The 13,733-nt window shown below is 59.7% G+C and carries 16 protein-coding genes and 2 pseudogenes; 5 read left to right on the top strand and 13 right to left on the bottom strand.

What is annotated here, in order from left to right; all coding sequences use genetic code 11:
- The first annotated feature begins 472 nt into the window (after nucleotides 1-472).
- From IPK32_26195 to IPK32_26180, 4 genes are all read left to right on the top strand, one after another.
- Nucleotides 473-697 carry a hypothetical protein gene (locus IPK32_26195; protein ID MBK8095366.1) on the top strand — a complete coding sequence of 75 codons (225 nt, stop codon included), beginning with the start codon at nucleotides 473-475 and terminating at the stop codon, nucleotides 695-697.
- Between the two features lie 838 nt (nucleotides 698-1,535).
- Nucleotides 1,536-1,760 (top strand): hypothetical protein, encoded by a 225-nt coding sequence (locus IPK32_26190; protein ID MBK8095365.1) that lies wholly within the window; start codon nucleotides 1,536-1,538, stop codon nucleotides 1,758-1,760.
- A gap of 176 nt (nucleotides 1,761-1,936) precedes the next feature.
- A complete protein-coding gene (locus IPK32_26185; protein ID MBK8095364.1) occupies nucleotides 1,937-2,566 on the top strand; it encodes a hypothetical protein in 630 nt (209 codons plus the stop codon).
- Between the two features lie 116 nt (nucleotides 2,567-2,682).
- On the top strand, nucleotides 2,683-3,378 hold the full coding sequence (locus tag IPK32_26180) for a hypothetical protein (protein MBK8095363.1): 696 nt from the start codon (nucleotides 2,683-2,685) through the stop codon (nucleotides 3,376-3,378).
- 823 nt (nucleotides 3,379-4,201) lie between these two features.
- Here the strand turns inward: IPK32_26180 and IPK32_26175 are convergent.
- The 13 genes and pseudogenes from IPK32_26175 to IPK32_26115 form a co-directional block, all read right to left on the bottom strand.
- Nucleotides 4,202-4,786 carry an aminotransferase class V-fold PLP-dependent enzyme gene (locus tag IPK32_26175; GenBank protein ID MBK8095362.1) on the bottom strand — a complete coding sequence of 195 codons (585 nt, stop codon included), beginning with the start codon at nucleotides 4,784-4,786 and terminating at the stop codon, nucleotides 4,202-4,204.
- 88 nt (nucleotides 4,787-4,874) lie between these two features.
- On the bottom strand, nucleotides 4,875-5,246 hold the full coding sequence (locus IPK32_26170) for a hypothetical protein (protein MBK8095361.1): 372 nt from the start codon (nucleotides 5,244-5,246) through the stop codon (nucleotides 4,875-4,877).
- The gene (locus IPK32_26165) at nucleotides 5,236-5,874 is read right to left on the bottom strand and encodes a DHH family phosphoesterase (protein ID MBK8095360.1); all 639 of its coding nucleotides are present in this window, start codon (nucleotides 5,872-5,874) and stop codon (nucleotides 5,236-5,238) included. The genes IPK32_26170 and IPK32_26165 overlap by 11 nt, the downstream gene beginning before the upstream one ends.
- Nucleotides 5,871-6,551, bottom strand: a complete 681-nt coding sequence (locus tag IPK32_26160; GenBank protein ID MBK8095359.1) for a DHH family phosphoesterase — start codon at nucleotides 6,549-6,551, stop codon at nucleotides 5,871-5,873. Before IPK32_26160 ends, IPK32_26165 begins: the two co-directional genes overlap by 4 nt.
- Before the next feature lie 112 nt (nucleotides 6,552-6,663).
- Nucleotides 6,664-7,580, bottom strand: a pseudogene (locus tag IPK32_26155) (dihydrodipicolinate synthase family protein).
- Between the two features lie 55 nt (nucleotides 7,581-7,635).
- Entirely contained in the window at nucleotides 7,636-7,986 is a 351-nt protein-coding gene (locus IPK32_26150; protein ID MBK8095358.1) for a hypothetical protein, read from the bottom strand.
- A complete protein-coding gene (locus IPK32_26145; GenBank protein ID MBK8095357.1) occupies nucleotides 7,983-8,609 on the bottom strand; it encodes a hypothetical protein in 627 nt (208 codons plus the stop codon). The genes IPK32_26150 and IPK32_26145 overlap by 4 nt, the downstream gene beginning before the upstream one ends.
- A gap of 92 nt (nucleotides 8,610-8,701) precedes the next feature.
- Nucleotides 8,702-9,481, bottom strand: a pseudogene (locus IPK32_26140) (SDR family oxidoreductase).
- Between the two features lie 573 nt (nucleotides 9,482-10,054).
- Nucleotides 10,055-10,423 (bottom strand): hypothetical protein, encoded by a 369-nt coding sequence (locus IPK32_26135; protein MBK8095356.1) that lies wholly within the window; start codon nucleotides 10,421-10,423, stop codon nucleotides 10,055-10,057.
- Nucleotides 10,424-10,518: 95 nt separating this feature from the next.
- Nucleotides 10,519-10,881, bottom strand: a complete 363-nt coding sequence (locus IPK32_26130; GenBank protein ID MBK8095355.1) for a hypothetical protein — start codon at nucleotides 10,879-10,881, stop codon at nucleotides 10,519-10,521.
- Between the two features lie 96 nt (nucleotides 10,882-10,977).
- On the bottom strand, nucleotides 10,978-11,967 hold the full coding sequence (locus IPK32_26125; protein ID MBK8095354.1) for a PQQ-binding-like beta-propeller repeat protein: 990 nt from the start codon (nucleotides 11,965-11,967) through the stop codon (nucleotides 10,978-10,980).
- A complete protein-coding gene (locus tag IPK32_26120) occupies nucleotides 11,870-12,226 on the bottom strand; it encodes a hypothetical protein (GenBank protein ID MBK8095353.1) in 357 nt (118 codons plus the stop codon). Before IPK32_26120 ends, IPK32_26125 begins: the two co-directional genes overlap by 98 nt.
- A 17-nt stretch (nucleotides 12,227-12,243) precedes the next feature.
- Nucleotides 12,244-12,771: a PQQ-binding-like beta-propeller repeat protein gene (locus tag IPK32_26115; protein MBK8095352.1), complete on the bottom strand. Its 528-nt coding sequence runs from the start codon at nucleotides 12,769-12,771 to the stop codon at nucleotides 12,244-12,246.
- Nucleotides 12,772-12,872: 101 nt separating this feature from the next.
- On the opposite strand from IPK32_26115, the gene IPK32_26110 reads away from it, so the two are divergent.
- Nucleotides 12,873-13,664: a hypothetical protein gene (locus IPK32_26110; protein MBK8095351.1), complete on the top strand. Its 792-nt coding sequence runs from the start codon at nucleotides 12,873-12,875 to the stop codon at nucleotides 13,662-13,664.
- Nucleotides 13,665-13,733: the final 69 nt, after the last annotated feature.

Below are 13,733 nucleotides of genomic sequence, written 5' to 3'. Positions count from 1 at the left end.
CCTTTTTAGTCTCCAAAATCACACTGCCTTGCCTTCCAGGCACCCCAGCGGGGTACAATTCAGCGGCCTCAGGATGCGCGCCCTCTTGCGAAGAATGGAATGATCTCCTTTTGATCCCCAGATATCTTTCCCGTCGTGACTGATGGTGGCACCACTGCGCATCAGACTGATGGCTATTTTCGGCGTGATGCTGCGCCCGCCCGCTCAATTTTCGCCATTCACCACGGGGGTCAGGGATCTTCGCCTCCTCTTTGAGCAGCGGCAGTAGCACGGACACGGCTTTGCGCCCCGGCTCGCCCACCACGTCACCGGGAGGAAGATAGCAGGCGAGGAGACCATATCTGCGACCGGATTCTGCATCCGGGGGCGGAGCATCCATCTCTTCCAGTTCATCGCCAGCCTCACTTAGGTAGATGATGAACGGTGTCCTCCTGTTACAGATCCAACTCATGTTCGAGAAAATCGTGTCCCTATGCGTCCCAGCTTCATCGTGTCAACCGCCCCAGACACCGCCGCGCAGTTCGACTCCGAACGTGCCGCTGCCCCCTGCAGCGGCACACCTGCGCCCTCCCTGCGGCACCTGTTACCAGTCAGGCCTCCACCATCATACCGGCCCACAGGCTCCAGGCCGCTCCAGGCCCCTCCTACTCTGGCCAGCAGCATCGACCGACTCGCGAAACCCAGCCCACTTCGGTGACGCACCCTACCGGGAGGCTCTCGCTCCGCTGGCGAACACCGCGAGCCGCGCAGATGTCGAGACCGGGCGCTACGCAACATCTACACCGGATTTGCGGCCTTCCCGCAGCCCTGCCCGGAGCCGGGTGCTCTTATCATCCAAACAGGCGACCCTGCTCGGCCAGAGCACCGCATCGCTCGGAGCCTGCCCAGAGCCCTCCTCCGACTCCGCCACACGCCGCTTCTGGCACCGCGTCCAGAGCCCCTGCTGCTTCACTGATCCGGCCAGCCCTCGCCGCCGATCTGCACATCGCCATCGACCCAGGCCACAGCGAGGAGGCTGGCTTCCACCGTGGAGGAGAGCGCTTCCTCGTGGGCTTTGCCCCCAATGAGGCCGTGCAGGAGGGCTACCCCACCCTCATCACCGCACAGGCACTCGCAGAAGAAAACGCCTCAAAGCACTCGGAGCCTACGTCACCCTCGCTGCGTGACCGCCTTGCGCCTGTCACCAAACAGCGCCCGCCGGATTTCTCTCTTCGATGTGCTGCGCGGAAGCCACTTCACTTGAATCCGGCTTCCTCAGCCCAAAGAGACTCACGATTGTTCTTCACCGGCGACGCGCGAAGCTCTCACCGTGCAATGGCAGGCTGAAAGCTCTGGTCGCGTCAGCGCGACATCCAAGCCCGTGCAAGAAAAGGTCAACACCGAGACTGGGCCAGATTCCGTCCTCTGCCTCCACTGCAGTCGTGGAGGCCTGGGGGCGCTGCCACCTCCCCCACTCTCAGCCCAACAATCACTTCCACATCCTCGTCACTGGCTGCTACAGCGTCCCTGGGAGCTGGAGCAGGCCGACATACGCTATGAGATGTTTCATCGCCTCCTCGCACGCGTATGAGGAGGAGCTCCCACTCGCCAATGCCGTCGGGGAAGGCATGCGCCGCATCACAGGCCTGCCCGCCTATGTTTACACCACACCCAATGCACGCCGCCCCGGCACCAATGACGCTGTGTATGCTCCGAACCTCCTCGCCAATCGCCTCTACGGTTCCCCTGTCGTCTATTTGGAGCCCCACGTCATGCAGTGAACCATGGGCGAAACCTACCGCCGATTGCTCAATGGGCATACATCGGACGCAATTCCTTATCGGCGGCAACCTGTAAACCAGCGTCGTCCGCGACCATGTGCGCGGCGCTGCCATCGAGGGCCTCACCACCTACTATCGCGTACCCATCGCCGCGTCGATTCCGCGCAACAAGAGCCATGAGCCAGCCGCCGCAGACCATCCTCGTCGCCGAAAGACAGGGTTTTCGTCGGTGCCCGCACTCGCTGATCTTACTCCATGCCGCAGGGCACCGCGTCATCGGGCTCACGCAATACAGAGTTCTCGCCTGTGGCCCTCCCGCCAGACCAAGCCTCCCCACCATCATCGAGTCCTCTGCGACATCAGCACCCAGCGCCGTATTTCGCTCCTCGCGGAAAACCTTCGCCTCCACACCATCGACGCTTCTATCCACTGCGCCAGCTCCATCGTGGCGGAGCAGAGACCTTACCGAGCGTCTATGTCGATGGCATGCGGCATCTTCATCACTGCCTTCCCTCGCATTCTGCCTCTACACCAGCAGCACCAGCGTTTATCCACAGACCGCATATGAGACGGTCGATAGAAACCAGCCCCGCAGTTCAGCGATACGGGCCGACTTTTTGCGCGAGGCGGAAAACATCTCCCTACAGGCCCATGGCGGCGTCGCACGCCTCAAGCTGGCATTTATGGCCCCCATCGCTCTTTTCTGCTCAAAACCCTCCATCGAAGGAAAAGCCGCCATCGAGGGAAATCACGGCGAAGGCCGCCACCTCAACCAAATCCACGCCGATGACGCCGCCAGCCCCTAGCACCTCATCACCCAAAAGCTCTCTCTGCGTCTTCAACATCGCCGACGACCAAAGTCACTCGAGAGGCCGCTTATTTGGATATTTGCCGCCTCCCTTGGCCTCCACATGCCCCGAGCGTGAACCAGACACCACACGCAAACGCGGCTGGAGCCATAAACACATCTCCAACGCCAAACTCGGCTCCACCGGATGGTCACCGCACTATCCCACCTACCGACGCCCTGCAAAACGACCCCGACCTCGTCAGCATCCTCGACACCGTGCATCATGAAAGCGGTGAGCATCATCCCCGTCAAACATCATCCTCATCGGTCTCATGGGCAGCGGCAAAACCACCGTCGCACGCATCAGTCGCCCAAATGATCGGCTTTCAATGCATCGACACCGATCACCTCATCATCGAAGCCGCTGGCAAAAACATTCCCGCCATTTTCGCTGCTGAAAGCGAAAGCGGTTTCCGCCAGCGTGAAAGCGCAGCCCTCCGCAGCCTCTCGGTCGCCGTGGCTGCTGCATCGCCACGGGGCGGCATCATCACCCAGCCCCGAATCTTTCCCTCCTGCGCCACCTCGGCTACATCGTCTGGCTCGATGCAGACCCCGCGCTCCTCGCCCGCCGGACCAGCTTCAATCAAGATCGCCCCCCTCCTCGCTGGAAGAAGACCCCAGGCAAAACTCACCCGCCTGCTCACCGAGCGCAAACCCATCTACAAATCCCTCGCGGACCTCCGCATCAAAACCAGCGAGCTCACACCCCCAAGCGCCTACGGCATCCTGGAAAGCGCCCGCGTCTTCTTCGCCAAAATGCGCCGCTGAGGTGCGCGTTTCGCATTCTCTGGGTTGGATCGTGTTGATCCGTTCTCGTGCCGCCCAAGTCAAAGTGCTCAGTTCTCAGTGCTTAGTTCTTAGTAGCGCAAATCAACCGCGAACTAAGCACTGAGAACTGGGAACAACGGAGAACGGAGAACAGGGAATAGCGAACCGGGAACAGCGGACCGGGAACAGCGAACCGGGACCAGCGAACCGGGAACAGCGGACCGGGAACAGCGAACCGACTCTACTATTAACCCACCGAACCCAGCACCTCCGCCACCCTCTCCATCTCCCGCACGCGTATTGTAAAAGTGCGGACTGAACCGCAGATGACCGCGTCCATCACGCGTATGTCGCAGAGAGGCTACGATACCCTGGGCCGCTAGCCGCGCATTCAGCACCTCCACCGACTGCTCAGGATGCCACACCGTCGTGATGGAAGAACTCAACGCATGTCCAGCTCCGGTCCGAGAAGCGGACCCCAACGGAGCCAAAAACTCATGTTGCGCCGCCTTCAAGCACCGCAACTGCCCGCTAATCGCCTCAGCCCGATCTCCGCGATCAAATCCATCCCCGCCTTCATCCCCAGGATACCACTGATATTCAGCGCCCCCGGCTCATAGCGCCTCCCCCACGCTCAAAGGCGATCTCCGCCTGCGCGATGAAGTCTGGGCTCCGCACATTCCATGAGCCCTAGCAGCCCCTGGCCGCAGCATCTCCTGCAACTCCTCACGCACATAAAAATCCCCGCCGCCATAGGCCCCAGCAGCCACTTGTGCGAATCTGCCGACAAAATCCACATACTCCACCCGCGTCTCAAACGCCCCTAGCGTCTGGATCGCATCAGGCAGAAAAACACACCTCGCTCTCGCAGCATCCGGCCTATCCCATCCACATTAATGCGCCAACCACTCAGGTAATGGCAAGACGCCAGCGCCACCATCCGCGTCTTTGCCGTCAGCGCTGCCTCCACCAGGCTCAGCGTGATCTCCCCTGGAGAATCCGGCCGCAGCTCCTTCACGATCACTCCCCGCCGCTCCAGCTCACGCCACGGATACACATTCGCCGGATAATCATCCGGGTAACACACCACCTCATCCCCCGCCTGCCACGGGAAGCCACTAGCCACCAAGCTCAGCCCCACCGAAGTCGGCCCCAGCAGCGCGATCTCCTGGGCCTTTGCCCCGATCAGCCGTGCTGCGACTGCTCGCGTCTCCAGCACCGCCTTCCACGCCTCTGGATACTCCTGCATCCGCGTGCAGCTCGCCTCCAGGTGCTCCTGCATCGTCCTCACCACACGCCGCGGCAAAATCGTCACCCCCGCATGAGCCAGGAACACACCCTTCTCCACCACAGGGAATTCAGCACGGCGCAGAGCCTCATCAGCGAGCAAATCAGAAAGTTGGAGCATAAGCAGAAAAACAAATGAACTCACCACTCGGGCGCATCCGCCAAATCGCAACCAGATCACACGCCCAATCCGCAGCGCTCTCTCTAAATCACGGCGCAGCCAATTTACTCACCACATGGCTCATGAACGGGAAGAGCTGCTTCTTCCGGCTCACCACACCGGGCATGTCATAGACGTTTTCTTTGGCCAATGGGTAGTCGATGGCACCGATCACACGCTGATCACCCGCCACCAGCAGTACACTGTGATGCCGTGTGATGTCTGTGACCATCAGGCAGGCGAAATGCAGACTATGCTTCTTCAAAAGTGATTGCAGAGCCGCTTGCAGGCCACTCTCACGCTTCCAGAACTCCTCCAGACCCGGCTCCTCGATTTGGCTGATACTGATATGCCAGCCATTCTCCTCAAAGACCTTCCGGTCACTCTCCAGCGCACGATCCGGCGTATTCTCACGCAGCATTGATCCCGCCGCGAAAAAGTCCTTCACAAACTGAGGCCCCGTCGATCCCGCCGATCCCAGCCAGCCAGCTCAAGATCTCACGATCTGTCTCTGTCGTCGTCGGGCTAGTCAGATGCAGAGTATCGCTGATAATGCCCGCGCACAGACAGATCGCCGTGCCCTTATCCGGCGCGGCACCACGCATGCGGTACATGATCCCCACGATGGTCGAGGTACTGCCCACAGGCTCATTCAGGAAGCGGATCGGCTCCTTCGTGCGCAGATTCCCACTCAGGCGATGGTGATCGATCACCTCGATGATCTCCGCCTCATCCGCACCCGCCACAGCCTGGGCGAACTCATTGTGATCCACCAGCACCAGCCGCGCACGCGGCACATCGATCAGATCCGACTTGGAGAAAACACCGATCAAATGCCGCGTCTCCTCATCCACCACCGGGAACAGTGGCTGATGCGAGCTCTGCACCGCATGCACGATCTCACGCAGCGGCGTGCGTGACCCAAACGACAAAAACTCATCCTTCAAAGCCCCACTGATGGGCCTGGAGAAACGCAGACGCTGCGACGTGCTCGCCGTATCATGCGGCGAGCAGATCACCACCACACCCTTCGCACGAGCCTGGGTCAAAATGCTCTCCACGGCTGAAAACCGCCCGTAATGACCAGGCACCGCGCCCCCAGCTCGATCGCCAAGGCGTGGATCTCCGGCCTATCACCCGTCACCAGCGCCACATCACGCGGTTGGAACTGCATCGCACGCTGGCGTGACGTCTCCACACTCGACGCCGCCACCACCAGCACAAAGTCTTGCTCCCGCTCAGCCTCGCTCGCCTCTCCCGCCAGCCTACCACCCAGCGCCGCCACGATATTCGCCAAGCTCGTGCGCACCGCGCGATTCCCCGCCAGCGAGCTACCCTCCACCGGCAGGAAAAGCTCCGCCATCTCCTGGATCGACGGCACCCCCAGCAATCTCCCCTCCGCATCCACCACCGGGATACTGCGGAAACCATGCTCAAGCATCATGCGATACACCGACAAAAACGTATCCGCAGGCCGTGCCGTCAGCACATCCCGGCGGCAAATCGTCGCAGCCGTAGGCCGCACATCGAGTAGCAGCCTCGGCGCTGTGACATTCGCCGTATGCAGCACCCAATTCGTCCGCACGCTCAGCTCACCACAGCAGGCCGCCACGGCATCCATACCGCGCACATCCCGCAAAAACGCCGCATACCCGATCGCGGAGCAAATCGCGTCCGTATCTGGATTGCGATGGCCGATGACATAAATGGGGTCCTGAGTGCTCATGGTGCTACGAATAAAAACTGCTTCCTCCACGCCCCTGATTCCGCTCGCCCTCTCCGGCAACTGCTTTTTGCAAAAGCCGACAAACCCACCTTTTCCGCTGCTCTCTTCAAACTCACCCCGCCGCCGCCGCGATCATCCGGTCAAACTGCCGCTCCACCTCACGCGTGGTCTCCGCATCCAGCCGGAAGCCCACCGGACCACGCACCAGCGTGTTTTTGAAAATGCCCTGCCGTTTGAGCAGATGCTTCTCCACCGCCAAAAAGCCATCCAAGCTTGTCTGCATCGAAATCAGCGCCGAAAGCGGCCCATGGATGCGATCCGCCTTCGCCGCATCGCCGGCCTCCAGCGCCTTCCAAAGCGGCACGAGCCCGCGAATCAAATCCGCGCCCGGCATCGTGCCCACCACGCCGCGCTTGAACGAATCCACCAGCGCAATGCCCCTGTGCCCTCAAACACGCGTGCATGGCCCTGCGTCGCATCGCGCAACTCGCTCAGCTTTGGCCCGATCGGGCTCGCCTCCGGCTTGTATTGCACCCGCTCCGGCCCAAACTCCTCCAACAGCCGCGCCTGCATCGCAATCGGCATCGGTTTCCCCACATACCCGCTCGCATCCTGCACGATCACCGGGATGTGGATCGCCTCAATGATCCGCGTGTAATACGCCAGCAATTCACTCTCCCCGATGCCGATAGAAACCGGCGGAATCGCCATCACCGTATCCGCGCCGATGCTTTCGGCATGTTTTGCATAACGCTCGGCGGTTTTGGATGATTCGGCACCGACACTGATGACGACCACGCCGCGGTCCTTGCCAAACCGGCACGCCGCCTCAGCCAGCGCCTCACGTTCCTCGCTATCCAGCCGCAACGTCTCCGACACCATCGCCATCACGATCCCGTTCGCCCCACAATCATAAAGCCACGCGATCTCACGCTCCAGCGTTTCGAGATCAAGCGTCTCATCCTCAAGCCAAGGCGTCTGAAAAACCGGCAGGACGCCGCGGAGTGGGTGGTGGGTGGAGATGAGCATGAGGTGAAGCGAATAAACAGTGATCGTCGGCTATCTTGCTCATCAAACCAAGAATTCATTCAAGAGCTTCTAAAGGCCTTCGACGCACATACCCTAGCCCCGTGATTGCTCCGATAAGACAACCCAGCCCCGGATAAAAACACCCGATGCTCGACCAACTCAATACCGGTTGCTGCGAAGCTACAGTGGCACGCTCTTGGATGTGAACATAATCCACGACATAATCCAGGTTCGTCCACTGCTGAACTTGTTCAAACAGCTCCTGGTAGGTCTTCTGATGCAATTCATAGACTTCCTTGGCTCTTCTAAGCCTGCTGACTGCCTCTTCATGCTTTTCTAACTCGTTCTCGATTCTCTGAATTTCGGTTTCAACAGCAGGCAGCTTTTCTGGCTGGGCCAGCTTCAAATCATCCGCTCATCGCGCAGGCGTTTGAGGCGTTCAGAAAGCCTTTCCACCTCGATCTTGGCTGAAACCGACTCCACCTGCTTCTTGGCATCCTCAACGGCATCAAGTGCCTCCTCCACCTTCTTTTGCTCATTGACTATCGCTTGCAGAAAAGGTGAGACAATCTTGTTGGCCGATGCTTCCCGCCAAGAATTGCGGACGGCTATGAATTCATCCATCAATGCATTGAGGTAATGTTGGATGTATTTGGGTTCCGAACCTGTGACGATCAAATTCACGTTCGCCGAGCCTTTGGTTTGCAACACACGTAGCGTCACCTCACATGGCGGTGTTTCTGGAAACAGCGCACGGACACGATCCGCAGTCTTTCTTGCCATGTCCGGCGACTGGATGGTTTCCATCACCGTGTTCAGCATGGTCTGCATCATTTCCAAAAACTGACGATGATGAGTCACAGAACCACTCATTCGAACTCCCGCAACCAGCGTCGCCCTCGTTTCAAACACGGGTGAGTTGGCATACAGCCACGCGACCCGCAGCATCGTTGCGAAGCCAGCCACGAGAAAGGCGAAGTAGATCGGCAAAAGCCAAGCAGGAAGTCGGTGCATTGTTGTCTTGCTCATGGCGACTTTTAACACTCATCGGCCAACTAAACGCCACCCAAATGTCGTTTAGTGTAACTAAACGTAAACTGGACTTTCGTTTGGTTGAGCCCTCACCAAAGCAGCTTCCCGCCATCCAGCACCAAAACACTGCCAGTCATGAAGCTGCTGGCCTCGCTGGCAAGGTACAAAGCGAGCGGGCCGATCTCCTCCGGTCGGCCCCAGCGGCCCATCGGGATGCTGGCCGCCACTTCGCCTTCAAACTCGGGCTTTTCGCCGATCCAGCGGCGATTCGCATCGGTCAAAAACGGGCCGGGCGCGATGGCGTTCACGGTGATGCCATGCACGGCCCAATCTGCCGCCACGGCCTTCGTGAACATGGCCGGGGCTCCTTTCGAGGCCTCGTAACTGCGACCGCGCATTGCCTTGCCGGGCCAGAGGGGCATTGATGGAGGCGATGTTGATGATGCGGCCCCACTTTCGCGGGATCATCGCCCCGCCGAGGTCGTTTGGTGAGGATGAAGGCCTGCGTGAGGTTCAAGTCGATGATCCGCTGCCAGTCCTCCAGCGCCAGATCCTCCGTAGGCGTGTTGATGCGGCGGCCACCGACATTGTTGATGAGGATGTCGATGGGCGGATGATCCCGCAGCACGACATCACAGAATCGCTCGGCCTCCTCCGGCTTCGAGAGATCGGCCTGGATCGACGTGACATGCAAATCCTCGCTGCAAAGCTCCTCGCAGGCCTTGTGGAGGTTTTCAGCACTCGATCCCGTGATGATCACCTTCGCTCCCGCCTCCCCAAAGCCCGCGCCATCTCAAACCCAGCCCACGCGAGCCACCGGTGACGAGGGCACGTTTTCCATCGAGTCGAAATTGTTCGAGAACAGGCATGGCAGTCGTGTTTCAGGCTTTGCCGAGCATCTCTAGATGCTTCGCGTGCAGGAAAGTCTCCAGTGCTGCGAGCACATGGCGTTTCAGGATGCGCCAGCAAAGTAGCCATCTCGCTTCGTCGAGATGGGCAGGAAGGCTTTCGCTGACATCCAAAATTCACAAAAATCGTGATCCGCTTAGCCTTCCAAGCATTAGGCTCATCTCGCGGAGCAAGATGGCTACTCTCTACTCGGCTCCGCCGCCTCGATGCCCTCATTCACCATCTTCGAGGCTTTTCCTTGTCCTTCGACAGCCCCGACCGCTCAAAATACAACGACCCGATTTGCCTTTTCAAATCCCGCACCGACCAGTTGCCGCGAATGCACTCAATCTCGTAAAGGCACGCTTGAGCGGCTGGTCGATGGCCAGGAGTTGTTCGAGATGGGTGAAGGAAAGCCTTGAAACCAGCACTGGGATGGGTGCCCCGAATTTGGGAGACAGTGACTCCCGAATTGCTAACGCAGCGGATTCTGGAGACAGTGTCTCCAGAATCTTTGAGCTTTTGCCTGATTTGGCGGTCACTGACCTCAAATCTCACCGGAAGACGTTTGAATGAGATTGTTCGGTCAGTGACCCAACTTTTGGAAGATGCAGAAACCCTTCCCGAAATTCGGCGGTCAGTGACCGCCAAATCTCTGGATAAACCAGGGCAAACTGACGACACAACCTCAGATAACGCGGTGTGAATTCTTCAATGCCTGACTTCGCAAGCCGCTCTGACACGGAGTCAATCATAGCCTCTCCATATTTGGCGCGGTCAGCTCCGTGATGTTCATACTCGCGCAGATACCACCCGATCACCCAGTTCCGTAGCGTAAGGGTCGTGTTGACCGTGCGGTTCACCACGGCAGCGCTTTCGGTGTGGACGTGCTGGATGGCGTCCACGAGCGATTTGAAGCTCATGGAAGCGTCCGGCTTGGTGCGGACGATGCGTTTGGCTTTTGGCGGCGGGCTTTTTCATCACTGGGCCTTTCGCAGCACGCGGTAGCCGTGTTCGTTCAGCAGCGCAATCGCGCCGCGATCACTGGAGTCTCTCGCGGCATCGGCGAGGGAATTGAGGGCGTTGTAGATGGACTCGACTGCGGCATCGAGGGACTCGGCGCGGGTTTCGTGGGCTTTGAGAGGTTTTCGAGGCAACTGGCGAAGTGGAAGGCGAATTCGAGCTTCTTCGCGTAGTAAAGCGTGAGCGTGCGACTGCCTTCGCGGGCGCGGGTGTTGGCGCGGTAGAACTCGCTCATCGCGGTGAGGTAGTGCGTTTTGAGCTGCGTGACCCATTCCGGCAGCGGCTCTTTGGAATTGAGGTGCCGCGTGAGCATGTCGGGCGATGGCTGGCCGAGTGTGGGGGCGTGTTTTCCGATCAAGGCGTTCAGCTTTGGCGATCTCTTGGAAGCCGAGCCACATGCGCTCGGCGACGCCTTCGCCGCACATCGGTGTGATGAAATTCGCTGAGGGATTTTTCATCGGTGAACTCCATCTGCGGCAAAGGTGCCGGGAAGCGGATCGGCCTCGATGACCTCAAAACCCATCTTCGCGGCTTTTTCACGGAAACGGGCCGTGATGGCGGCCACGTCGGCATTTTCGAAGGTTTTGGCACCTCCGAAGGCTTTGCGGCCTGCCGTGTCGCCATCGACGCGGATGGCTGAAAGGGCTTCACGCTCTTCGGCACGGCCACGGCGGTGTACTTCAGCGTTTTGAGCTGCTGGAGACGTTTTCGAGCTCTTCATCGCTCCAAGACTCCTGGCCCATCGCGGTGCCGGTGTAGCCATTCCACACTTTGGAGCCGCTGACGGGTCGTGAGGCGAGTTCGAGTGTTTGCGGCTTCGTTTCCGCTTTCGCCAAAACATTTCCAGAGCCTCCCCTGGGCGATGCAGAAGAAGATTTTCGCGTGTCCGCACATACAAGCGACCATCGGCGATGCTCGGTGTGGCGATGATTTCCTCACCGAGATCGTTTTTGCCGAGCACCTTCAATTCAGGGCCGTCTTCGAGCACGACGACGAAGCCGTTTTTGCCCGCGACGTAGATTTTGCCATCGGCGGCGACGGCGGAGGCAAAGTAGTCGCCGAAGTTGCCGAGGCGGCTGCGGTCCCACAGCGACTTGCCGTCCTTCGCGTCGTAGCAGCTCGACATGCCGCCGCTTTTCACGAGGTAGAGGCGGCCGTTGTAAAACAGCGGGCTGGAGATGTTCGAGGGCGTTTTGGGATCGATCGACCAGAGCAGGTGCGTCTTCGTGACATCGCCACTGCCGCCGCCGCGGATGGCTTGGATGATGTTTCCACCGGCGGCCATGTTGTCGGGACTTTGGAAGGCGGTGTCGATCTCGTCGGCATCAATGAGGCCGTTTTTGTTTCTATCGGAAGCGTCGAAGCGCTCGTGAAATTCCTTCGGTGTCTCGCCGCGGGCGAGGATCTTGTCCTGATTGGTGTCGAGCCATTCCGAGCAGCGCATGTTTGAGCGTGCGGGTGCTGTCGCCGTAGCTTTGCACGGCGATGTAGATGATGTCGTCCTGCACGACGGGCGTGACCATGATGGTGCGCAGGAGCGTGTTGCAGGTCCATTTTTCCGCACCGGTGGCAGCGTCATAGCCTTTCATCTTGCCGCTGCCAGCCACGACGATGTCGCCTTTGCAAATGACGGGCACGGCGTAGCCGGCGAGCATGTCTTTGCGCAGCGTCTTCCACCTTTCCTTTCCCGTTTTGGCATCCACGGCGACGAGGAAGGGCGCTAGGTCATCATCCTGACAAAGATGACCATGCCGTCATGCACGATGGGCGAGGACGCCGCGCCCCAGTCCATCAGGTAAGCCGGACGCGGCATGGTGTAGCGCCATGCTTCCTTGCCGGTGGCGCAATCAAACGCCAGCAGGCCGATGGTGCTGAAATGGATGTACACTCGCTCGCCATCCGTCGCGGGCGTGGCCGCCGCGTGGCTGTTCGGCGGCGTGATGCGTGGCAGCGTGCCCGTTTCAAATTCCGTGCGCCATTTCACGGCACCCGTGGCAGCATCAAAGGCCTGCATCGCCGCTTTCGAGTCCCCCGCCATGCCGCTGGCATAGACGACACCGTCTTTGATGATCGCCGAGCCCACGCCATCACCGAGCCGTGCCTTCCACGCGATATTTTTGTCCGCGCTGAACTCCAGCGGTAGATTTTTCGAGGATGAAATGCCGCTCGCATTGGAGCCGCGAAACTGCGCCCAGTCCTCGGCATGGAGTGCGGTGGCGGCGAGGAGGAGGGCGAGGATAGATTTCATGCGAGCAGCCACTACGGACGAGCGTGGTCAGCACTATCCCGGAAAGGAGCTTGAATAAGCCCCTGGCGGACTCAGTTTAAAGGCATCTGTTTTTCATCCCGATGAGTTTTCGAGTTCTCCTCCCCATCTTTCTAGCCATCACCACGCTCACACATGCGGCGGTGGAGGTCGATATTGAGCGCTTTGGTGCCAGCCTAGGTGGCTGGAACTGCAAACGCGGCAAAGCCACCGAGTACCAGATCTCCGGTGCCAGCTACCGCACCTACAAGCCAGAAATCTCTCCCTCGCCGGATGGCGGCATCTTTGTCTCCGTGCGTATCGACCATCTGCGCGGCTTTTTTGCCTCGGATGACCATGCCAGCCTGGAGATGAGCTTCAGTTCCAGCGGGGCGCTGGTCTCCGCGCAGAGCAATATGGCGCTGCAGGGCCGCACCATCAGCAGTGAGCTGATTCGCGGCACGGCCTCGGCTGGTGCCTCTGTGGCGGCTCCTTATGGCGTGGATCATGCCGTGAGGATCGGCACGGATCTGGTGGCCGATCTGTCCTCCAAGCTGCTGCGGGAAAAAATCGTGGAACCAGGCCGCGTGTCCTTCCCGGCGGCCATTCGGCATAATTACAACCAGCTCTTCCAAGCGGTGAAAAAGAGGAAGACCGAGGCGCGACCAGCAGCACCGACCGCAAAGCCCCCTGTTGCCCCCGGCACAGTGCCTCAGCCCAAACCCAAGCCCGCACCCATCCCGCTACCGGATATTCGGCCGTATCAGCCAGGCTTCATTCCCCCACAGAGCCCACTACCTGTGCCCGTAGCACCTCCCGTGCAGCCTCAGGCCGTGCCGCCACAAGCGGTGTCGCCGCAGGTGCCTTCGCAGCCCGAAGGTCCGCCGCGGCCTTGAGCGGCCATTTCTACTCCGTGTTTTCAGCACGCGGAGTCTTGTCGCTCCGAAGCGGGGCTCGGGCGAATC

It is taken from the genome of Verrucomicrobiaceae bacterium (genome assembly GCA_016713035.1).
Lineage (GTDB): Bacteria > Verrucomicrobiota > Verrucomicrobiia > Verrucomicrobiales > Verrucomicrobiaceae > Prosthecobacter.
This window is presented reverse-complemented; position numbering and strand designations above follow the sequence as displayed.